17 protein-coding genes and 1 pseudogene are annotated in these 21,980 nt (G+C 45.8%); 7 read left to right on the top strand and 11 right to left on the bottom strand.

All coding sequences use genetic code 11. The features are described from left to right. Positions 1-78: 78 nt before the first annotated feature. The 3 genes from OQJ86_RS21595 to OQJ86_RS21585 all read left to right on the top strand — a co-directional run bounded on the left by OQJ86_RS21595 (position 79) and on the right by OQJ86_RS21585 (position 3,172). Positions 79-807 (top strand): redoxin family protein, encoded by a 729-nt coding sequence (locus tag OQJ86_RS21595; RefSeq protein WP_038865508.1) that lies wholly within the window; start codon positions 79-81, stop codon positions 805-807. Between the two features lie 226 nt (positions 808-1,033). Next, complete coding sequence (locus OQJ86_RS21590) at positions 1,034-2,506, top strand: dihydrolipoyl dehydrogenase (RefSeq protein ID WP_265990770.1); 1,473 nt, start codon at positions 1,034-1,036, stop codon at positions 2,504-2,506. 384 nt (positions 2,507-2,890) lie between these two features. Further along, a complete protein-coding gene (locus OQJ86_RS21585; protein WP_027726698.1) occupies positions 2,891-3,172 on the top strand; it encodes a DUF3624 domain-containing protein in 282 nt (93 codons plus the stop codon). A 153-nt stretch (positions 3,173-3,325) separates the two neighbouring features. On the opposite strand, the gene argH is transcribed toward OQJ86_RS21585, so the two are convergent. The 4 genes from argH to argC all read right to left on the bottom strand — a co-directional run bounded on the left by argH (position 3,326) and on the right by argC (position 8,573). After that, positions 3,326-5,200: an argininosuccinate lyase gene (gene argH, locus OQJ86_RS21580; protein WP_265990767.1), complete on the bottom strand. Its 1,875-nt coding sequence runs from the start codon at positions 5,198-5,200 to the stop codon at positions 3,326-3,328. Between the two features lie 250 nt (positions 5,201-5,450). Next, positions 5,451-6,665 (bottom strand): argininosuccinate synthase, encoded by a 1,215-nt coding sequence (locus tag OQJ86_RS21575; protein WP_009705512.1) that lies wholly within the window; start codon positions 6,663-6,665, stop codon positions 5,451-5,453. Positions 6,666-6,755: 90 nt separating this feature from the next. Next, entirely contained in the window at positions 6,756-7,547 is a 792-nt protein-coding gene (gene argB, locus OQJ86_RS21570) for an acetylglutamate kinase (protein ID WP_265990764.1), read from the bottom strand. Positions 7,548-7,568: 21 nt separating this feature from the next. Then, complete coding sequence (gene argC / locus OQJ86_RS21565) at positions 7,569-8,573, bottom strand: N-acetyl-gamma-glutamyl-phosphate reductase (protein ID WP_265990763.1); 1,005 nt, start codon at positions 8,571-8,573, stop codon at positions 7,569-7,571. A gap of 144 nt (positions 8,574-8,717) precedes the next feature. Here argC and argE point away from each other — a divergent pair, with 144 nt between their 5' ends. The 3 genes from argE (at position 8,718) to OQJ86_RS21550 (ending at position 13,745) form a co-directional block, all read left to right on the top strand. Beyond that, on the top strand, positions 8,718-9,854 hold the full coding sequence (argE, locus tag OQJ86_RS21560) for an acetylornithine deacetylase (protein ID WP_038876055.1): 1,137 nt from the start codon (positions 8,718-8,720) through the stop codon (positions 9,852-9,854). 279 nt (positions 9,855-10,133) lie between these two features. Further along, positions 10,134-12,767, top strand: coding sequence for a phosphoenolpyruvate carboxylase (gene ppc, locus OQJ86_RS21555; protein ID WP_038873715.1), 2,634 nt, complete (start codon positions 10,134-10,136; stop codon positions 12,765-12,767). Between the two features lie 438 nt (positions 12,768-13,205). Beyond that, a complete protein-coding gene (locus OQJ86_RS21550; protein WP_038873693.1) occupies positions 13,206-13,745 on the top strand; it encodes a PadR family transcriptional regulator in 540 nt (179 codons plus the stop codon). Positions 13,746-13,815: 70 nt separating this feature from the next. On the opposite strand, the gene metF is transcribed toward OQJ86_RS21550, so the two are convergent. The 3 genes from metF to OQJ86_RS21535 form a co-directional block, all read right to left on the bottom strand. Further along, positions 13,816-14,718 carry a methylenetetrahydrofolate reductase gene (gene metF / locus OQJ86_RS21545; protein WP_038873696.1) on the bottom strand — a complete coding sequence of 301 codons (903 nt, stop codon included), beginning with the start codon at positions 14,716-14,718 and terminating at the stop codon, positions 13,816-13,818. A 271-nt stretch (positions 14,719-14,989) separates the two neighbouring features. Further along, positions 14,990-17,398, bottom strand: coding sequence for a bifunctional aspartate kinase/homoserine dehydrogenase II (locus OQJ86_RS21540; protein ID WP_042603407.1), 2,409 nt, complete (start codon positions 17,396-17,398; stop codon positions 14,990-14,992). Between the two features lie 18 nt (positions 17,399-17,416). Further along, positions 17,417-18,577: an O-succinylhomoserine (thiol)-lyase gene (locus tag OQJ86_RS21535; protein WP_038873701.1), complete on the bottom strand. Its 1,161-nt coding sequence runs from the start codon at positions 18,575-18,577 to the stop codon at positions 17,417-17,419. Positions 18,578-18,806: 229 nt separating this feature from the next. On the opposite strand from OQJ86_RS21535, the gene metJ reads away from it, so the two are divergent. After that, the gene (metJ, locus tag OQJ86_RS21530) at positions 18,807-19,127 is read left to right on the top strand and encodes a met regulon transcriptional regulator MetJ (RefSeq protein ID WP_038873704.1); all 321 of its coding nucleotides are present in this window, start codon (positions 18,807-18,809) and stop codon (positions 19,125-19,127) included. Between the two features lie 107 nt (positions 19,128-19,234). On the opposite strand, the gene OQJ86_RS21525 is transcribed toward metJ, so the two are convergent. From OQJ86_RS21525 to OQJ86_RS21510, 4 genes and pseudogenes are all read right to left on the bottom strand, one after another. Beyond that, the gene (locus OQJ86_RS21525; RefSeq protein ID WP_038873706.1) at positions 19,235-20,512 is read right to left on the bottom strand and encodes a malic enzyme-like NAD(P)-binding protein; all 1,278 of its coding nucleotides are present in this window, start codon (positions 20,510-20,512) and stop codon (positions 19,235-19,237) included. A gap of 207 nt (positions 20,513-20,719) precedes the next feature. Next, entirely contained in the window at positions 20,720-21,196 is a 477-nt protein-coding gene (bfr, locus tag OQJ86_RS21520; RefSeq protein ID WP_042605519.1) for a bacterioferritin, read from the bottom strand. A 74-nt stretch (positions 21,197-21,270) separates the two neighbouring features. Further along, complete coding sequence (locus OQJ86_RS21515; protein WP_038873712.1) at positions 21,271-21,459, bottom strand: (2Fe-2S)-binding protein; 189 nt, start codon at positions 21,457-21,459, stop codon at positions 21,271-21,273. A 336-nt stretch (positions 21,460-21,795) separates the two neighbouring features. Then, positions 21,796-21,980 (bottom strand): annotated as a pseudogene (locus tag OQJ86_RS21510) (elongation factor Tu); the annotation flags it as partial.

Here is a 21,980-nt window from a genome sequence, read left to right as displayed (position 1 = left end):
GCTCAAGAAAACGAAACTGAGCGCTAAATAACGCTAAGCTCGATAATGAATTATTCATAGATTTAAAAGGAAATCATCATGTTTGCATCAAAAGAAGGTCAAGCTGTACCACAAGTTACTTTTCCTATCCGTAAAGGTGACGCATGGGTGAATGTAACCACGGAAGACTTGTTCAAAGACAAAACGGTTATCGTATTTAGCTTGCCTGGTGCTTTTACTCCGACGTGCTCATCAAGCCACCTACCACGTTACAACGAACTGTTCTCTGTATTTAAAGAACATGGCGTGGATGAGATTCTATGTGTTTCCGTAAACGATACATTCGTAATGAACGCATGGAAAGCTGACCAAGAAGCTGAAAACATCACTTTCATCCCAGATGGTAACGGTGAGTTTACAGACGGTATGGGTATGCTTGTAGATAAAAACGACATTGGTTTTGGTAAGCGTTCATGGCGTTACAGCATGCTAGTGAAAAACGGCGTAGTAGAAAAAATGTTCATCGAACCAAACGAGCCAGGCGACCCGTTCAAAGTATCTGATGCAGATACGATGATGAATTACATCGCTCCTGAGTACAAAACTCAAGAATCAATCACCGTATTCACTAAACCAGGTTGCCCTTTCTGTATGAAGGCGAAACAAAACTTGATTGACCACGGTCTTCAATATGAAGAAGTGATTCTGGGTAAAGACGCAACAACAGTAAGTCTACGTGCAATCTCTGGTCGCACAACGGTACCTCAAGTGTTCATCGGTGGTAAACACATCGGCGGTAGCGAAGAGCTAGAAACGTACCTAGGTTAATAATTTGCCTAATGGGCTTGAGTTGGCAATCTCGCTATCCAGAACTCAGCCCTTGGTCTCCCAGAGCATCCCTCGCCTGGGAGACCACCCCCTCAATCACTTCCTATGCTTAGTCTTGATAACTGGTCGTCTTCACCGTTCAACCAGTTATCAAGATTAATGAACTCAAATTCACTCATCCAAACTAAGTCACTTCAACTGCGTTTGGAAAAAACGAGAATCCATTATGAAACAGTTAAATGTCGACGTGGCAATTATTGGTGGTGGTACAGCAGGTCTTGGCGCCTACCGCGCAGCAAAATCACACGCAGACAGCGTTGTGATGATCGAAGGTGGTCCTTACGGCACAACATGTGCTCGTGTCGGATGCATGCCGTCGAAACTTTTGATCGCCGCCGCTGAAAGCGTACACCAAATCGAGAAAGCACCGGGCTTTGGTGTACACCCACAAGGCAACATTTACATTAATGGTCGTGAAGTCATGGACCGAGTAAAGCGAGAACGTGACCGCTTTGTAGGCTTTGTGTTGGAAGGCGTCGATGAGATTCCTGCTGAAGATAAAGTGTCGGGTTATGCTAAGTTTACCAACGACAACACGTTAATCGTTGATGAGCACACTCAAATCACAGCTAAGCGTATTGTGATAGCAACCGGTTCGCGTCCTGCTTACCCTGCTGTATGGAATGAGCTCGGCGACCGCTTAGTGATTAACGATGATGTGTTCGATTGGGATGACTTGCCAGAATCCGTTGCAGTATTTGGTCCGGGTGTGATTGGTCTTGAATTGGGTCAAGCGTTGCATCGCTTAGGTGTAAATGTGAAGCTATTTGGTCTTGGTGGTCAAGTAGGACCATTGACCGACCCTGAAGTGATGGCGTATGCCGATAAAGCCTTCAAAGAAGAGTTCTACCTTGATGCCGATGTAAAAGTCGAAAACATGAAACGTATTACTTCACCAGAAAATGACGGTGAAGATAAGGTCGAAATCCAATTCATCAACCACGATGGTGAACTAGAAACCTTTATTGTTGATTACGTATTGGCAGCAACTGGTCGTCGCCCGAATGTCGACAAGCTAGCGATTGAAAACACCAATGTGGCACTGGATGAGCGCGGCGTACCAACGGCGGATCATTACACTCTGCAAACCTCGGTAGAGAGCATCTTTATCGCGGGTGATGCAAGCAATCAAATTCCATTATTACACGAAGCGGCAGATCAGGGGCGTATTGCTGGCGACAACGCAGGTCGTTTCCCTGATATTCGTGCAGGCCTGCGCCGCTCGCCAATCTCAGCAGTGTTCTCTGATCCACAAATTGCTATGGTAGGAGAAACCTTCAAGCAACTAGAAACGCGTTTTGGCACATGTGGCTGTTTCGCTACCGGTCAAGTATCGTTTGAAAATCAAGGTCGCTCACGCGTTATGCTTCGAAATAAAGGCATTCTGCATGTCTATGGGGAACAAGGTACTGGTCGCTTCTTGGGCGCAGAAATGATGGGACCAAACGCCGAACACCTAGCCCACCTGCTTGCTTGGGCACACCAAAATAAAATGACAGTATCTGAAATGCTTGATATGCCATTTTACCACCCTGTGATTGAAGAAGGCGTTCGCACTGCGCTACGAGATTTGAATGCGAAGCTCCACTTAGGTCCAGAGATGATCAAACATTGTCTTGATTGTGGACCTGGTTGCTAACACTCATTCTCTTTACCTCTCCCAGACAAACAAAAGCCTCGTCATAGACGAGGCTTTCTCATTCCAACTCTATCAGTTCAAACTGAGCAAAGTGGTTGTTTATGCAGTCATCATTGCGTAACGGCTAACAAGCACAATGGCAGTAAATCCAATTGTGAAGAAACCACCAGCAAGGCCTAGTGCTACTTTAAGTTCTGTCGACATTGTTATTTTCCTATTGTCTGGCTGACAGCGAACCATACACCAATTACGTGCTACACATTTTTAACCAAGTTAATTTTCCATTTTTGGTTCGATAGACACGACATAGAAACCAGACAAAGAGAAACTCAAACATGAGTTAGCCGTTATAATCAGGAACAAATAGATAGTGTGGATAGAACAATGGCTTGTCGAAGTTGCCAAGAGCACTGGTTTTGGAAAAAGATCGGACGTTGCCAACGATGCATGGATCAACTGACGGTACTTTCTGTTTTGTGTTGGATCGTGTGGTGGTTTGCGTTTAAAGATGATCCGCAAAGTATTGAATCGATCGCACTGATCTTTGCCGGATTTGCATTTAACGGCTTACTGTTTTTGCACCTATGGATGCGTTTTGTGGTTTTGCCGTGGCAACGCCGTCGTGGAAAAGAAAGTAAGGATGATCATCACTCAGATGATAGATAGAAAAAAGCCCCAAAACCAATACCGGTCTTGGGGCTCTCTTAGATTCTTCTAAGAAAAAGCAGTGGTACTTTAATAGACCGGGCTTCCTCTCAAAGGTTCCAAGTTTTTTCCAATTTTTTTAGTATTCTCTTAAATACTAATAGAATCATCAACCTAGGCTACGTTACTTTTCTGGATCAATTGTTCGAACAAGTTGATCTCTAGTGCAACTTCATCACACGCATGCTGACGCGGACACTGATCGCAATCTTTCAGTACTTTTTCTGGTAGCAACGACTTCGAGGTTGGCAAGAAGCTCTGCTTCATAAAGAACTCTGGCGTACGTGTCAGCACAAAGACTTTCTTGATAGCCATTTGGCGTGCTTTCTCAACCAGATAGTTAACAATCGCACTGCCCTGCCCTTGGCCTTGCCAACCAGCTTCAATGCCTAGAGAGCGAATTTCTGCTAACCCTGAGTCATAGACATACAAAGATGCACAACCAGTAACCTCTCCGTGGTGCTCGGCAACCGCGAAGGAGCCAATATCACGTACCAACTCATTGCGTGAGCGCGGTAGGTTTTCCCCCATATTCGCCCAATAAGCAACCATACCTTCTACGGTTTCAATATCGGTTAGACGAGCAGGTCGAACTTTCACTGCTGATGTATCACGTTGAGAAAGGCGCTTGTCTGCTTGATCAACAGCGTAAGCCACTTGTTGAGGAGACACACCACCTAGTGCACAACGTTTCTCAAGACACGAGTCGATGGTAAGAATGTCATACACATCCGCTTCAATCACTTCAGAGAAAGCTTTCAGCTCTTCAATCGACAATTCTTCCAACGCACAGCCTTTGGCAATAGCACCGACCACAGCGACACCGACAATATGGTGCGCTTCACGGAATGGGATGCCTTTCGCTACTAGGTAGTCAGCCAGTTCGGTAGAGTTTGCGTAACCTTGTTTCGCGGCTTCTAACGTACGCTCACCATTAACCTTGATGCCATCAAAACACAGTGCCGCCATTTCCATGCAATCGTTCCATGTATCAAGTGCATCAAACAGGCCTTCTTTGTCTTCCTGCATGTCTTTGTTGTAAGCCAGTGGCAGCGCTTTCACTGTCATCATCATGCCAGCAAGTGCACCATATACACGGCCTGTCTTACCACGAATAAGCTCGAGTGCATCTGGGTTTTTCTTTTGCGGCATCAGAGAAGAACCTGACGTCACGGTATCGGCTAATTCAATAAAGTTAGATTCACCCGAGTTGTAGAAGATCATATCTTCCGCCAAACGAGACAGGTGCAACATCGATATAGACGCCACAGACATCAACTCCATCACGTGGTCACGGTCAGAAACCGAGTCCAACGAGTTACGTGTTGCGCGATGGAAACCGAGATTGTGAGCTAACTCTTCACGATCGATTGGGTAAGCGGTGCCCGCAAGCGCTCCAGAACCAAGTGGACACGTGTCCAAACGCTTAAGTGCGTCACTCAGACGCGAGTAGTCACGTTCAAACATTTCAACATAAGCCAAACACCAGTGCGCAAACGTCACAGGTTGAGCACGTTGCAAGTGAGTGTAACCAGGAAGAACGGTACCTTGATGTTGCTTGGCAACGCCAACCATCTGAGTTTGTAAGCGATCAAGTGCAATTAACAATTGCTGACCTTGCTGGCGACACCAAAGTTTAAGGTCGGTTGCCACTTGGTCGTTACGTGAACGTCCCGTGTGTAGTTTTTTACCTAGGTCGCCGACCTTGTTGATCAGTTGCTGCTCTACCCAAGAGTGGATATCTTCCGCATCCGAACGTAGGATTTGCTGAGGGTCTTCCATAACTTCAAGCTTGAGCTCATTGAGAGCTAGTTCTAGCTTTTGCTGCTCATCTGCTGATAATACGTCAACAGAAAGCAAGGCTTTTGACCACGCAATTGAACCAACAATATCTTGCTCAGCCAATCGGTAATCGAAACGCAATGAATCGTTGAAGTCCTTAAATCTGGTGTCTGCCGCTTGGGTAAATCTTCCGCCCCATAATGCCATTGCGTTTCTCCTGATGACTATTGCTTACGCTAACGTATTCTTCATTAAGTGTTGACCAAATCGGTGGTCATTTGCTCACTTTTTCTTATGCCTCAACGTTACGATAATCACAGATAAAAATAAAGTAGAAATTCAATATTTTTACATATTTATTCATGATTATTTTATCTTTATGCCTACGAGGTCAGCAAAAACGAAAAAGACCCGCCAATAGTGGCAGGTCTCTTATCTTATAAGGCGCTAAATTGGTTTATTTTTTCTGGCTGTTCAACGCACGAATACGGCTTGATAGCGAGTAAAGACGGATAAAGCCTTCAGCATGGCTTTGGTCATAAACTTCATCTTCACCAAAAGTAGCAAATTCTTCAGAGTACAAACTGTTATCCGAACGTTTTTGCGTTACCGTTGCGTGGCCTTTGTAAAGCTTCACAACCACTTCGCCATTCACGTCTTGCGCGAGCTCTTCAGAAGCCGCAAGAATAGACTTACATAGCGGCGTGAACCAACGACCATCGTACACAAGATGAGATGCTTTCAGGCCAAGCTCCTCGCGGAATTCAAATGACGCTTTGTCCAGCACCAGTTGCTCTACAGCACGCAGCGCTTCCATCATGATGGTGCCACCCGGAGTTTCGTAGCAACCACGAGACTTCATACCCACTAGACGGTTTTCGACAATATCGATACGACCAACACCGTGCTTCGCACCTTTTTCGTTTAGGTAAACCAACGCGTTGTATGGTGTCATCGCTTCGCCGTCTACCTCAACAACTTCACCTTTCGCTACTTTCAGCGTCACGGTTTCAGCTTCATTCGGTGCTTGCTCTGGATCTACAGTCCAAGCCCAGCAATCTTCATTTGGCGCATTCCATGTATCTTCTAGAACGCCACCTTCAGTAGAAATGTGCCATGCGTTCGCATCACGCGAGTAGATCTTAGTAAGAGAAGCCGTACAAGGGATATTGCGCTCTGCTAGGTAATCCAGACATTCTTCACGGCTCACGAGATCCCACTCACGCCAAGGCGCAATAACATGCAGATCTGGTGCTAGAGCTGCAAATGCACCTTCAAAGCGTACTTGGTCGTTACCTTTACCGGTACAGCCATGACACAGAGCGTCTGCACCGACTTTACGTGCGACCTCAACCTGCGCTTTGGCAATGATTGGACGCGCCATTGATGTACCTAGTAGGTATTTACCTTCGTAGTAAGCACCCGTTTTAAGTGTCGGGTAAATGTAGTCTGCGACCATTTCTTCTTTCAGGTCAGCGATGTAGCACTCTGAAGCACCTGAAGCTTTTGCTTTCGCTTCAATACCTTCTAGCTCCTCTGCACCTTGACCAACATCGGCAACGAAAGCTACTACTTCACAGTCGTAGTTCTCTTTTAGCCACGGGATGATTACTGAAGTATCTAGACCGCCTGAGTATGCGACTACCACTTTATTTACGTTCACTTTGCTCATGTTTTTTCTCCAAACTTAACTGGCGCTGCTCTCGGCGGTCAGTGCCAACCACTTCCTAATGTTCAATTCTTTAACTGGTTTGCTTCTGCTCTATTGCGGCAGAAACTGCGTTCCGATACTTTCACCCGCAAATAACTGGGTCAGTTTCTCTGGGTAACGCCATGTCGCGACTTCGATAGGACGACCAAGATCATTGGCAGCCTCCAAAGCGGCTTTAACTTTGACGATCATACCGTCGGTGATTACTTGCCCTTTGATCAATGCATCGGCTTCTTGCTCGGATAGCGTTTTGATCAGGTGACCTTTGCCATCGAGTACACCGCTCACATCGGATAGAAGCACTAACTCCGCATCCAATGCGCCCGCTACCGCTACCGCAGCTTGGTCAGCATTCACATTCATCATCTGACCTTTTTCAGTCAGACCAATTGAGCTGATGATCGGCAGTGCACCTGCGCTTAGCACCGCTTGTAAAAGGGTTGAATCACCTGGTGATGCTTTGCCTACAGCGCCTAGCTCTGGATCAAGTACTTCAACATGACATAACCCACCATCGGCGAGACTAAGACCCACTGCATTCAGACCATCCGCAATCGCTTGACCTTGAAGCAATTTGTTTGCTGTGCCTGCAAGCGCGCCTGCAATCACAGGAATTTGCTCATAAGGCGTCACGCGAAGACCGTTTTTCTTTACGGTTTCAAGCTGAAGCTTTGCCATCAACTCATCAACTAGGTAGCCACCGCCATGAACGATGGCGATTTGTCGCTGTGCTGATTTTTGGTATGCCGCAATAGCAGTAAACAGTTGGCTTAAGGTTTGAGTGCAAGATAGAGCTGCACCACCGAGCTTAATGACTAAAGGAGCTTGATTGGTTTGCGTCATCGCATTTCCCTCTTTCAACGACTACAGCAACGCTGTCAGTTCTGGGTAACCGTAATGAATATTGAGACATTGCATCGCTTGACTCGATGCACCTTTAAGTAGGTTGTCGATAGCCGAAATCACAATGATGTGTTCGCCTTGAACCTTCCAGCCGATATCACAGAAAGGGGTATTTTCGACATCCTGAATACGTGGAATACCATCACCTTTAAGACGAACCGCAGGCTTGCCTTGGTAAGCTTGTTCAAACGCTTTCGCCACTTGTGCTTCCGTCACGCCTTGCGAAAGTTTCATGGTGATCGTGGCAAGAATGCCGCGCTTAAAGTTGCCTAGGTGTGGAGTAAAAATCACATCGCAACCCAAATGCAGAGCAATCTCTGGTTGGTGACGATGGTTAAAGACACCGTAAGGTTGCAAGCTCACTTCGCAGAAGCTGTTAACCATGGAAGCTTTACGCCCTGCACCTGATACACCACTGGTTGCGTTAATCACAGGCCATTGGTTGGTATCCAGTAATTCGTGTTCTAATAAAGGTTTGATTGCAAGCTGTGAAGCGGTTGGGTAGCAACCTGCCACTGCAATCAAAGGAGTGGTTTTTATTGATTCTTGGTTCCACTCTGCTAAGCCGTATGCAGCTTTATCTAGCCAGTTGTTATATTGATGTTCGAAGCCATAAAAGGTGTTGTAGAAGCCTTCGCTTTTCACACGGAATGCACCGGATAAATCGAATACCTGACAGCCTGCCTCTAAGAAAATTGGGGCTAAGTCGTGGCTCACTTCATGTGCTGTAGCCAGAAAGACCACATCTGACGCTTGAGCAACCTGCTCAGGGTCAGTCAGCGGCGAAACTGGCATATCAATCACACCCGCTAACTTGCCGTGCAATTGAGCAATGTTCTTTCCTGCATCTACGCTATTGGCGGAAACGTATAAACCTGATAGCGTGAGTTCAGGGTGTTTGTTGACCATTAAAGCCAACTCTGCGCCGGTGTAGCCGCTGGCTCCGATAATCGTGGTTTTTAGCATTACATGACATCCATATACTTAAGGCTGAAAATGACTATTCATATTTAATTTTTGCTTTATTTTGATTTTTTATTCAATAAATATGATTTAATATGTGTTTTACATTTTTGTGCTCTGTCTGTCAACAGGAGAATTGAAGAATCCATGCAATTACCAAGTTTTCTAGAGGTCTATGAAGGACTGATCAGTACCTCTTCGATAAGCTCAACCGATCCAAGTTGGGATCAAGGCAATGCCAAAGTGATCGAGAAGCTGGCATCTTGGTTTAAAGATCTTGGCTTTAGTGTTGAAGTGATCGAAGTGGAACCAGGCAAACACAATATGATCGCACGTATGGGTGAAGGTGAAGGCGGCTTACTTCTCGCAGGCCATAGTGATACCGTTCCATTTGATGAAGGACGTTGGAGTTTTGACCCACATAAGCTGACCGAGAAAGACAACCGCTTTTACGGTTTAGGTACTGCGGATATGAAAGGCTTCTTTGCCTTTATTTATGAAGCGGTAAAGAAAGTCGACTGGAGTAAACAAACCAAGCCGCTGTATGTGTTGGCGACCTGTGATGAAGAAACCACCATGCTGGGTGCGCGTCATTTCACTGAGAACGCACCTTTTAAACCGGATTACTGCATCATTGGTGAACCCACCAGCCTTGTACCCATTCGAGGTCACAAAGGACATGTGGCAAATGCTATTCGCGTAACAGGTAAATCCGGTCACTCATCGGATCCTGCACTTGGTGTCAACGCCATTGAAATCATGCATGAGGTCATGTTTGCCATGATGCAACTGCGTGACAAGCTAGTGAAAGAGTACCACCACCCTGGTTTTGCCATTCCAAGCCCTACCCTAAACCTCGGTCATATTCATGGCGGTGACAGTGCAAACCGGATTTGCGGTTGCTGCGAACTGCATTATGACGTGCGTCCTCTTCCTGGTATTAGCCTTGATGGTTTAGAGAACATGCTGCGCGGAGCCTTGAAAGAAGTCGAAGCGAAATGGCCAGGGCGATTAGAAATCATTCCCCTGCACGAGCCAATTCCGGGGTACGAATGCCAACACGACCACCCATTTATCGGTGGTGTAGAAGAGATCTGCCAAACCAGTTCAGAAACCGTTAACTACTGTACTGAAGCACCATTTCTTCAACAGTTGTGCCCAACACTGGTTTTAGGTCCCGGCTCGATTGACCAAGCTCACCAACCTGATGAGTTCTTGTCATTCGACTTTATCGACCCAACCATCGACGTGTTATCACGTGCGATGGTGAAATATTGTTGTTAGTCGCATTCTGTACTTTCCTCACAATGCAGCTCGATTGAGCTGCATTTTGTTATCTGCGCCACGCCCCCTCTAGCACGCTATATCCTTCTTTTAGAGCGTTATTTTGTAATTAATTTTCACTTCTCCTTCGATAAGCTGACCTATTTTTGCTCTAAATCAGGAGAGAAGTGGAATAATTGCAATCTATGCGTGCTTTATTTGACTAGAACTGGTGCTTTTCGCTAGATTGGAGTCTTAACAAGGACAATGGATGTAGTTTTTTTACGAGGCAGGATGACAATGAACGAGAAATACGCCGCACTCAAAAGCAATGTGCGCATGCTGGGCCACTTACTGGGCAACACAATTCGCGATGCCCACGGCGAAGAAATCTTCGAGAAAGTGGAAACCATTCGTAAATTATCCAAATCGGCTCAAGCTGGAAATAATGCTGACAGAGACAGCTTAATCGAAGAGATTAAAAGCTTGCCAGATGAGCAATTGACGCCCGTGACCCGCGCGTTCAACCAATTTCTAAACCTGACCAATATTGCTGAGCAATACCACACCATTTCACGCCATTGTGAAGAGCATATCTGCGAACCTGACGCAATTAACTCGCTGTTCTCAAAGCTGGTGCAAAATGATGTGAGCAAGCTAGACACGGCACAAGCGGTTCGCGACCTGAACATTGAATTGGTTCTAACTGCGCACCCGACCGAAATCACTCGTCGAACCATGATCAATAAGCTTGTGAAGATCAACGAGTGTCTATCTAAGCTTGAGCTGAGCGATCTCTCTTTCAAAGAGCGTAAGAAAACTGAACGTCGCCTTGAGCAACTTATCGTTCAAAGCTGGCACTCTGATGTTATCCGTCAGCAGCGCCCGACACCGCTTGATGAAGCTAAATGGGGCTTTGCAGTGGTCGAAAACTCACTATGGGAAGCCGTACCTGACTTCTTACGTGAAATGAACGACCGCCTGAAATCTTACCTTGGCGAAGGTCTGCCAATTGATGCTCGCCCAGTGCACTTCTCTTCTTGGATGGGTGGTGACCGCGACGGTAACCCATTTGTAACCCACAGCGTGACTCGTGAAGTACTGCTTCTATCTCGCTGGAAAGCAGCTGACCTATATCTTAACGACATCAACGAACTGATCAGCGAACTGTCAATGACAGTGTGCAACGATAAAGTCCGTGAGCTTGCAGGTGAAGATCAACACGAACCATACCGTGCGATTCTGAAACAACTTCGCTCACTATTGAACGAAACTAAAGACATTCTAGACGCGAAAGTTCACGGCCAGAAATTGGCAGTCAAAGCACCTCTGCAAAAAGTAGAGCAGCTTTGGGAACCACTTTACGCGTGTTACCAATCGCTAAACGAATGTGGCATGGGCGTGATTGCCAACGGCTCACTGCTGGATACGCTGCGCCGCGTTAAAGCATTCGGTATCCACCTAGTTCGTCTCGATATTCGTCAAGAAAGTACTCGTCATGCTGATGTGCTTTCTGAATTGACTCGTTACCTAGGCATTGGTGACTATGAGCAGTGGAGCGAGCAAGACAAGATTGCTTTCTTAACCAACGAACTTGCATCTAAGCGCCCTCTTCTACCTCGCGACTGGGAGCCATCAGAGCCAGTTAAAGAGGTTTTGGATACCTGTAAGATTGTGGCAGCACAACCTCGCGAAGCGTTTGGTGCTTACGTTATCTCAATGGCACGTACCGCTTCTGACGTACTTGCCGTGCATCTACTGCTACAAGAAGCGGGTTGCCCTTACCGCATGGACGTATGTCCACTGTTCGAAACGCTAGACGATTTGAACAACGCAGAAGCGGTAATCAAGCAGCTGATGGGCATTGATCTATACCGCGGCTTTATCCAAAACCACCAAATGGTGATGATTGGCTACTCTGACTCTGCAAAAGATGCAGGCGTAATGTCAGCAGGTTGGGCGCAATACCATGCGATGGACTCTCTGGTTAAGGTTGCAGAAGAAGAAGGCGTTGAACTCACACTATTCCACGGTCGCGGCGGTACAATTGGTCGTGGTGGTGCGCCGGCTCACGCTGCACTACTATCTCAACCACCTAAGAGCCTGAAAGGCGGTCTGCGCGTAACCGAACAAGGTGAGATGATCCGCTTTAAGCTGGGTCTACCTGATGTCGCAGTCAACAGCTTCAACTTGTATGCAAGTGCAATCCTAGAAGCGAACCTACTGCCGCCACCAGAGCCTAAACAAGAGTGGCGTGACTTAATGGATGTGCTGTCCGAGGTGAGCTGTGAAGCCTACCGTAGCGTCGTTCGTGGTGAGCCAGACTTCGTGCCTTACTTCCGCCAAGCAACACCTGAACTTGAGCTAGGTAAACTGCCTCTAGGTTCTCGCCCTGCAAAACGTAACCCGAACGGTGGCGTGGAAAGTTTACGTGCGATTCCTTGGATCTTCTCTTGGAGCCAAAACCGTTTGGTTCTTCCAGCATGGCTAGGGGCTGGGGAAGCGATTCAATACTCAGTAGACAAAGGCCATCAGGCACTACTGGAAGAAATGTGTCGTGAATGGCCATTCTTCTCGACTCGCCTAGGTATGCTTGAGATGGTGTACACCAAGTGCAACATGGACATCTCTCGTTACTATGATCAGCGCTTAGTTGAGGAGCAGCTTCAACCGCTGGGTGATCGCTTACGAGATCAACTTCAACAGGACATTAAGTCTGTCCTGAACGTAGAAAACAACGAGAACTTGATGCAAAGCGATCCTTGGGGACTAGAATCCATTCGCCTACGTAACATCTACGTAGAGCCATTGAACATGCTTCAAGCTGAATTGCTGTACCGTACTCGCCAGACTGAAGAATCTTCTGCAAACTTAGAAGAAGCACTGATGGTAACCATTGCAGGTATTGCAGCTGGTATGCGTAACACAGGCTAACCAAGCTACGCATAAAGAACCAAAGGCTGAGTTAATACTCAGCCTTTGTTACTACTAACCAATCACTTCTACTATTTGAGCAATACGCAACCAGACATTTAATCCAAGAAAAAAACAAAAAGTCCCCACCAAACAACATAAAACACTACACAAAAACACTATTGAGTATTTTATTAGTTTTTTTGGGTAATTTTGTCCTACTATTCCACTTCATGCTTATTATTTATATACTACTTGCCTGCTGGAAGCTCACAAATCCAATCAAATAGGCTCCAGCTCGATGGAAACACCCATCACTCTAGGTGATAAACGGCTTTAAGGTGACAGGACCAACATTGTTGGTGCTATTTACACATAAAAAACTCAAGCGTCAGAAAGAGCGCAAATGAAAGTGTAAGTAGCTTGTTTACAAGTTTATTGACCATTTGGATTGAAGACATGTCATTACCACACGTAATTTTAACTGTTCTTAGCACTCGCGACGCAACCGGTTACGACATCACTAAAGAATTCTCAGCTAGCATCGGTTACTTCTGGAAAGCAAGTCACCAACAAGTTTACCGTGAACTAAACAAAATGGCTGAGAAAGAGCTGGTTACTTGCGTACTTGAACCGCAAGAAGGCAAACCTGACCGTAAGGTTTACTCAATTACTGACGCTGGCCGTGGCGCATTAGGTGAGTGGTTCGATCAACCAACAGCACACCCAACAGTACGTGATGAGTTCTCTGCTAAGCTAATGGCTTGTGCAGTGCAACCTGCGACACCGTTTCGTGACCAACTTTCTGAACTTGTGGAAGAGTCTCGTAAACTGGTTTCTCATTACAAAGAGATTGAAGCCGCGTACTACGCAACACCATCAACACTAGACAAACAAGCACGACTAGAGCGTCTAACACTTCGTCGTAACTTAATGCTACGTGAAGCGTGGATTAACTGGGCAGAAGAAGTGCTAACAGAACTTGAAGTGATTGGCTAATTCGTCGCTTTGAATAAAACGAAAAAGGCTTGCCGATGGGCAAGCCTTTTGTCTATCTGGGGAAAACGTATTAAGCGCCTACTGCGACTTGTGGGCGAACACCGAGCGTATGGCATAGTGCATAAGTCATCTCTGCACGGTTAAGTGTGTAGAAGTGGAAGTCCTTCACGCCTTCACGGCTTAAGACACGCACCATATCAATCGCTTGGCTAGCACCAACAAGCTGACGCGTCACAGGATCATCATCCAAACCTTCAAACTGTTTGCTCATCCAACCCGGCACTTTCACGTTGTTCTGCGCAGCGAAGCGAGACGCTTGTTTGAAGTTTGATACAGGCAAGATCCCCGGAACGATTTCTACATCAATCCCTGCCGCTACACAGCGATCACGGAAGCGTAGGTAAGATTCCACATCAAAGAAGAATTGGGTAATTGCACGGTTTGCCCCTGCTTCAACCTTACGCTTTAAGTTAAGCAGATCCGATTGTGCGCTTTTCGCTTCTGGGTGTACTTCTGGGAATGCTGCCACTGAGATATCAAAATCATGGCGTGCTTTAAGCAGCTCTACCAAGTCTGACGCATACATATCTGGCGCACCACCACCTGGTGGAATATCACCGCGCAGCGCAACAATGTTCTTGATACCGTTATTCCAGTAATCGTCAGCAATGTCGATCAATTCATCACGAGTTGCGTCGATACACGTTAGGTGAGGCGCAGCAACAAGACCCGTCGCTGCTTTGATTTCTTTGATGATAGAGTGGGTTCTGTCACGCTCGCCTGAATTTGCGCCATAAGTAACAGAAACGAATTTTGGTTGAAGAGTTTTAAGGCGGTGCACTGAGTTCCACAGTGTTTCTTCCATCTTTTCACTGCTTGGTGGGAAAAACTCAAATGAGACGTTGATATTGTCTGATAGTTCAGCGATATTCTGGTTTAAGGCATCAATATGCCCTGCATGTGTGTATCCCATCTTACTCTCCCTGTGGCAACTCCACCACGAAATCAAAATCCTTAAATCGACGTTTAGACGTCTATATGTCTCCAGAATGTATTGAATACGATTTAATGTCAACCTTGTGATTATGAATTTTTCTCAAGTTAATAATTAGGATAGTTCAAGTTCCTAAGTGACAACCTCATCGCCTAACTCTGTGATTCAGTATGGCATTATCAAGACAATAAAAAAACCCGGAAGCCATCCGAGGTTTTGTGGTAGTTCGCAAAATTGGGCTTAGTAAGATTTAGAATAAGCCAGCTAGGCGATTAAGATCAGATTGAATCGCACCGGCCGTCACTTCACGTCCTGCGCCCGGACCACGAATCACTAATGGGTTGTCTTTGTACCATTTACTCTCAATTGCGAAAATGTTGTCACACGGTAGTAAGTTCGCTAAAGCATGCTCTCGTGATAGTGCCTCAACTCCTACCGTTGCTTTACCGTTACGCTCGAGACGGGCGACATAACGTAGCACTTGGTCGTTTCTTTGAGCTTTAGTTAGGCGCTCTTGCAGGATTTCACTTAAGGTATCACCTTGGTCAAAGAAAGCGTCTAGGCTCAAATCTCGCAACTCTTCTGGTACCAACGATTCGACCTTCACACTTTCAGGTTCAATATCCAAACCAGACTCACGAGCTAAGATAACCAACTTTCGCATCACATCAGAACCATCTAAATCTGAGCGAGGATCGGGCTCAGTCAAACCTTGCTGCCATGCTAAGTCGACTAGTTCAGTAAATGGTACCGAACCATCAAATTGTTGGAATAGCCAAGATAGCGTACCTGAGAAGATACCCGACAGTGCGACAATCTCGTCACCGCTTTCACGCAAATCTCGAACGGTGTGATTTATTGGTAGCCCCGCACCAACCGTCGCGTTGTATAGCCAATGACGGCCAATCTTAGCGAAAGCATCTTGTACTTGATGGTAATACTGACTATCAGCTGAACCTGCCACCTTGTTCGCCGAGATAAGATGAATACCTTGCTGTGCAATTTCTACATAACGTGCCGCCAGATCTTTACTCGCAGTGACATCCAGTACCACCGCTTCGTCGAAATTTTGAATCGCACCGAGCTTAGTTAGCCAATTGCTATCATTCTCTATGCTTTCATCATCAAAGCGCTGAGCAACCGTTGCTGCATCAATCCCGTTTTCATCAAACCAGTAAGTTTGGCTATCTACCACCGCCACTAAATCAAAGCTCATGCCGTGGCGTTTTTCGAGCTCTTCTTTTTGCTCTGCGAACAGTGATAACCAACTTGAACCAATATTACCTTTACCACACAAGGCAACCGCTACGCGCTTTTGCGCTTGAAACAGCTGACTATGAATACTTTGTACTAACTCTTCCACTTCGGCTCGGCGTAATACTGCGACGAGACTCAGCCCTGATTGTGCCTCTGAGATAAATTCAACCGGAGAGTCTTTTAACTGCTGATAAAAACCAAAGCAATGATTGGCGTTTTTCGTGACCCCTGCACCTACCGCTGCGAGCAGTGAGTAACCCTCTTTCAGTTTAATTTCAGCTTCAACCGCCAACTCTTGAAGGTAAGCCAATGCACCACCGGCTATCTCGGACGTGTACGCTAAGCGCAATGTTTGTTGGTCTTCTTGCGCTTCAAATGCTAGTGGCTCTAATTGAGCGCGCTTTAACGCTTGCAACACTTCTTTCTGCGCTCGCTCAAAATCATGACCATGCACAAATGAAAGTTGCACGAGTAACACTTCATCAAGAGAGGTAATGATTTTAGCGCCACGACCAGATGCTAATACACGCTCAATTCGGGTTGAGCCAGACTCCGGTTGATAGCTGCATTTGAGGTTCAAATCCATCGTACTTTGAGCAACAGGTTGAAGCGTGCGACTGTGCAATACCGGAGCAGCTAAGCGAGCAAGTTCACTTGCTTCATCTAAACGCAGTAGGGGCAACAAGCATGCATCAGAGACTAAACGTGGATCCGCACTATACACACCTGCGACATCACTCCAAATAGTAACAGTACTAGCTTCTGCCAGTGCACCAATGACAGTAGCCGAGTAATCAGAACCATTACGGCCTAACAGTACTGTCTCTCCCGCCTCATTCTGTGCCATAAACCCTGTGATAATCACTCGCTGATGATTATGTTGTGCTAATGCTTCTTTAATTAGAGCGTAAGAACGAGCGCGGTCGACTTCTGGCTGTGTACCTACTTCTGCACGTAAAAAGGTACGAGAGTCTTGTGCAACCGCTGGCAAACTCTGCTGCGACAGCAATGCAGCAAGTAAGCGTGAAGACCATACCTCACCATGTCCAAGCACTGCGGCTTTTTGAGCTTCTGTTAACGGAGCCGTTAACTCTGCTAGAGTACTGAATTCATCTTGAAGGGAAGCAAGCAGTTGCGTCTGTGCCTCACCTGTTAACAAAGCTTCTACCAATTCAGTTTGGAATTGTCTCAAGCTTTGTAACGCTTCATGCGCAACACGACCGTCTTTATCTAAACCTTCAAGAAACTCGATCAAGCGATTGGTGGTTTTCCCTGCCGCAGACACCACGACTAAATCATTTTCGGCTGAATACTCTTTTAGTATTTCAACCACACGTAAATAGCATTCGGGGTTGGCTAAACTGCTGCCGCCAAATTTATGCAGCTGACGTTGTACACTCATGACTTTTCTCTCTCCCGATTACTGTGCTGCTTTTAAAAATGCTTGCTCAAGATCGGCGATCAAATCCTGTGCATCTTCAAGACCAACGGATAAGCGCAGTAACTGTTGAGAAACACCAGCTTCAGCTAATGCCGCTTCCCCCATCGCGCGATGTGTCATCGATGCAGGATGACAAATCAAGCTTTCAACCCCACCCAAGGACTCAGCTAACGAAAACAATTCCAGCTCTTTTACAAACACTTTGAGCTGTTCAAATGATCCTGCGAATTCGAAGCTCAACATAGAGCCAAAACCGGATTGCTGCTTCTTGGCGATGTCATGTCCAGGATGCTCTGGCAAACTTGGGTGATAAATCTGTGCAACTAACGATTGAGTCTGTAAGTAAGCAAGTACATCTTGAGAACTTTCTTCATGAACTCGCATTCGCGCACCCAGCGTACGAATTCCTCTTAATGTCATGTAACTGTCGAATGGTGTTCCCGTCGCCCCAATGCAATTGCCCCACCACGCCAGCTCTTCTGCATGCTCTTCACTCTTAGTGATCACCACACCACCAATAACGTCGGAGTGACCGTTAATGTATTTCGTCGTAGAGTGGATAACAAAATCCGCACCTAGCTCCAAAGGCTTTTGGTACACAGGTGTCAAAAAGGTATTGTCCACGGCAACCAGTGCACCGACTTGTTTTGCCTTTTCACACACAGCGGCAATATCGACCACGCGCACAAGCGGGTTTGACGGTGTTTCTAGCAAGATAAGCTTTGGTTTTTTCGCAATCGCCGCATCAAGAGCTTGCTGATCCGACTGATCGACAAACTGCACTTTAAAATCACCCTTGTTCGCACGAGTATTGAAAAGACGATAGGTACCGCCGTAGCAATCGTGCGGCGCTACAATTAGATCATCAGGACCAAGAAACGTCGATACCCAAAGGTTTAATGCTGATGTACCACAGTTAGTGACAACCGCTCCTTTGCCTGATTCAAGCTCGTACAATGCTTGCTCTAGTAAGCCTCGGTTAGGGTTACCAGAACGGGTATAATCGTATTGAGGCACTTCACCGAATGCAGGGAAGCCATAGTTAGTAGAAAGGTAAATAGGTGGTACAACAGCGTTGTATTGGCTGTCTGACTCGATACCAGTGCGTACAGCAATGGTCGCAGGCTTACGGGTGCTCATGGGTGTATCCTTTCACGGGTGGTGACATCTAAATGGGAATGCGCTATATCTAGCTTGTATTGCTCAATTGATTAACACTCTTCCCTAACTATTAACCTCACTTTACTTGTCTAAAAATGAGACGTCAACACTTCTAGACGTCCATATGTCTTTGCTTATGGCAGTAAATGCAGCTAAAATCAGCACCTATATTTATTTTTCTAACTTATTACATTAATGAAGGTGCGCAATGGCTGACTGGAATGGCGAATACATTAGCCCGTATGCTGAGCACGGTAAAAAAAGCGAACAAGTGAAAAAGATTACCGTCTCAATCCCGCTAAAAGTTTTAAAAGTGCTGACTGATGAGCGAACACGCCGCCAGATCAACAACTTACGCCATGCGACTAACAGTGAACTACTGTGTGAAGCGTTCCTACACGCTTACACAGGTCAACCACTGCCAACTGATGAAGATTTGCGTAAAGACCGTCCAGACGATATTCCTACCGAAGCAAAAGCAATCATGACAGCGATGGGAATCGAATTCGAAGCATTCGACGAAGAATAATTGCTTACAAATTCGTCGATGATAGAAGCTGTGCTGGGGACGGTTTCCAAGAACAAAAAAAGGGACGCTCTCGCGTCCCTTTTTTATTTTTAAATTTTACTTTACCACTATTGAGCCATGTAATTCTCTGGCATTTCAATACGTGCCACACCAGAGTCAACCGCAGCTTGAGCCACCGCTTTTGCCACGCGTGGTAGTAGGCGTGAATCCATTGGCTTTGGAATGATGTAGTCAGTTCCGAACTCTAGCTTATCGACGCCAGCTGCTTTTAATACCGCTTCCGGTACTGGCTCTTTCGCCAATTCACGAATCGCGTCAACCGCAGCCAGTTTCATTTCATCATTGATCTCGCTTGCACGAACATCCAATGCACCACGGAAGATGAATGGGAAACACAATACGTTGTTTACTTGGTTCGGGTAGTCACTGCGACCTGTACCCATGATCAAGTCGTCACGCACTTCGTGAGCCAATTCAGGTTTGATTTCTGGATCTGGGTTTGAACATGCGAACACAACTGGCTTGTCTGCCATGAGCTTCAATGCTTCTGCAGGCAGTAGATTTGGACCCGATACACCCAAGAAAAGATCTGCACCTTCAATCACATCTTCCAACGTGCGCTTATCTGTATTGTTAGCAAACAGCTGTTTGTATTCATTGAGATCATCACGACGCGTGTGGATCACCCCTTTACGATCCAGCATGTAGATCTTCTCGCGCATCGCGCCACATTTGATCAACAGCTCCATACACGCGACTGCCGCCGCACCCGCGCCTAAACAAACAATCGTTGAGTCTTCGAGCTTCTTACCTTGCAGCTCGATTGCATTCAACATACCTGCTGCCGTTACGATCGCTGTACCGTGTTGATCGTCATGGAATACTGGCACGTCACAGCGCTCAATCAGACGCTTTTCAATCTCAAAACAATCTGGGGCTTTGATATCTTCTAGGTTGATACCACCGAATGTATCAGCAATATTTGCTACTGTGTCGACAAATTCGTCGATCGTGCGGTGTTTTACTTCGATATCAATTGAGTCTAAACCAGCAAAGCGTTTGAACAATAGCGCTTTACCTTCCATTACTGGTTTAGAAGCCAGCGGGCCAAGATTACCAAGACCAAGAATAGCCGTGCCGTTAGAAATAACCGCAACCATGTTGCCCTTCGCTGTGTACTTATACACGTTGTCAGCGTTCTGTGCGATTTCACGTACAGGTTCTGCAACACCAGGGCTGTATGCAAGAGCAAGGTCATTTGCAGTTTCAGCAGGCTTAGTTAGCTCTACGGCAATTTTTCCTGGGGTTGGATATGCATGGTAATCCAATGCTTGTTGGCGGCGTTCTTCTTCTGGGGTGACTTCTTGGCGATTGTCTTCAGACATGGATCGTTTCTCTTTGTTATTTTTCGGTAAGGGGGAATAAATTCTAAAGGATAGAAGTCAAACTTCATAGGCTAGATTGCGAGCGATATCCTTAAAAGGGCCGATAATAAAAGAGATTAGACCAGATATTAGTGATGAGCACCCTGTTTACTGGTCAGGTGCTCTTTTTATCACTTGGTTTGGATAGGAAAACAGCGAAATATAATCTCACTCTTCATCGACATATTGTGCTTGTAGGTAATTTTCTATACCTGACATCTGGATCAAACCGAGTTGAGTCTCAAGCCAGTCAACGTGCTCTTCTTCGTCTTCGAGAATATCTTGAAACAGATCTCTAGAGACATAATCGCGAATATCCTCAGCGTAAGCGATGGCATCTTTCAAATCTGGAATGGCGGCCATCTCAAGTTTAAGGTCACACTCAAGCATTTCTTTGGTATCTTCACCGATCATAAGTTTGCCGAGGTCTTGTAAATTAGGTAACCCCTCAAGGAACAGAATACGCTCGATCAAGTGATCAGCATGTTTCATTTCATCGATCGACTCGTGGTATTCCTTATCTGCGAGATGCTTTAATCCCCAGTCTTTATACATACGGGCATGCAGAAAATATTGGTTGATCGCGATGAGCTCGTTACCGAGTATCTTATTGAGATGTTGAATAATGATTGGATCGCCTTTCATGGCAAAGCCCTCCTCTTTGGCTTCATTTAAATGTAGAAGCAAATTAGAAGGTGTCAAAAAGGCTCAGCTAATATTTAGCTAGCTTGTTTCAGCATTAGGTATTCAGTTTCAGCTAAAATTTCTTTCGCTTGCTTGATGCACTTACCGCATTGACTTCCCAACGCCGTACATCTTTTAATTCCTTTTATATCTGTTACGCCTTCATCTATCGCCAACTTCCTAATTTTCTTGTCAGAGACGCCATGGCAAAGACAAACGTACATATTCACTACCTTTAAATTTCACTATGGAGTGAAATTTAAACAAGAATCGTTCTTGTTACCAGTTGTATTAAAGCGAATTACAGAACGTTTTGTTATAACGATTTGAACGATTTTGGCGGCTTTCAGTAACTTAGCTGAGTACTAAAAAAGAAGAGGAAGTTAGGTAAAACTAAGATTATGTTTTTCATAAACAAAACACATGACTAAGAATGACTGGCTTATAACCATATTGAAAAGAAGAAGAGTAGATATAAAAAAGGGAAGCCTTAGCTTCCCCTTTTCTAGCGCTTCTTCAAATAGAAGAAGAGTGCAAGATTACGATTAATTCAGTAAGAATTAGTCGAAGATCTTAGCAACAACACCAGCACCTACAGTACGGCCACCTTCACGGATAGCGAAACGTAGGCCTTCATCCATAGCGATAGGAGCGATTAGCTCAACTTGCATTTGGATGTTGTCGCCAGGCATTACCATTTCTACGCCTTCTGGTAGAGAGATATCACCAGTTACGTCAGTTGTAC

It is taken from the genome of Vibrio sp. Sgm 5 (assembly GCF_026241575.1).
GTDB classification, from domain to species: Bacteria; Pseudomonadota; Gammaproteobacteria; order Enterobacterales; family Vibrionaceae; genus Vibrio; species Vibrio jasicida.
This window is presented reverse-complemented; position numbering and strand designations above follow the sequence as displayed.

Bases quoted from the DNA above. Each gene is read 5' to 3' on its own strand.
- OQJ86_RS21595 (WP_038865508.1), top strand. From the start codon at position 79: ATGTTTGCATCAAAAGAAGGTCAAGCTGTACCACAAGTTACTTTTCCT.
- OQJ86_RS21590 (WP_265990770.1), top strand. From the start codon at position 1,034: ATGAAACAGTTAAATGTCGACGTGGCAATTATTGGTGGTGGTACAGCA.
- OQJ86_RS21585 (WP_027726698.1), top strand. From the start codon at position 2,891: ATGGCTTGTCGAAGTTGCCAAGAGCACTGGTTTTGGAAAAAGATCGGA.
- argH (WP_265990767.1), bottom strand. From the start codon at position 5,200: ATGGCATTATGGGGCGGAAGATTTACCCAAGCGGCAGACACCAGATTT.
- OQJ86_RS21575 (WP_009705512.1), bottom strand. From the start codon at position 6,665: ATGAGCAAAGTGAACGTAAATAAAGTGGTAGTCGCATACTCAGGCGGT.
- argB (WP_265990764.1), bottom strand. From the start codon at position 7,547: ATGACGCAAACCAATCAAGCTCCTTTAGTCATTAAGCTCGGTGGTGCA.
- argC (WP_265990763.1), bottom strand. From the start codon at position 8,573: ATGCTAAAAACCACGATTATCGGAGCCAGCGGCTACACCGGCGCAGAG.
- argE (WP_038876055.1), top strand. From the start codon at position 8,718: ATGCAATTACCAAGTTTTCTAGAGGTCTATGAAGGACTGATCAGTACC.
- ppc (WP_038873715.1), top strand. From the start codon at position 10,134: ATGAACGAGAAATACGCCGCACTCAAAAGCAATGTGCGCATGCTGGGC.
- OQJ86_RS21550 (WP_038873693.1), top strand. From the start codon at position 13,206: ATGTCATTACCACACGTAATTTTAACTGTTCTTAGCACTCGCGACGCA.
- metF (WP_038873696.1), bottom strand. From the start codon at position 14,718: ATGGGATACACACATGCAGGGCATATTGATGCCTTAAACCAGAATATC.
- OQJ86_RS21540 (WP_042603407.1), bottom strand. From the start codon at position 17,398: ATGAGTGTACAACGTCAGCTGCATAAATTTGGCGGCAGCAGTTTAGCC.
- OQJ86_RS21535 (WP_038873701.1), bottom strand. From the start codon at position 18,577: ATGAGCACCCGTAAGCCTGCGACCATTGCTGTACGCACTGGTATCGAG.
- metJ (WP_038873704.1), top strand. From the start codon at position 18,807: ATGGCTGACTGGAATGGCGAATACATTAGCCCGTATGCTGAGCACGGT.
- OQJ86_RS21525 (WP_038873706.1), bottom strand. From the start codon at position 20,512: ATGTCTGAAGACAATCGCCAAGAAGTCACCCCAGAAGAAGAACGCCGC.
- bfr (WP_042605519.1), bottom strand. From the start codon at position 21,196: ATGAAAGGCGATCCAATCATTATTCAACATCTCAATAAGATACTCGGT.
- OQJ86_RS21515 (WP_038873712.1), bottom strand. From the start codon at position 21,459: ATGTACGTTTGTCTTTGCCATGGCGTCTCTGACAAGAAAATTAGGAAG.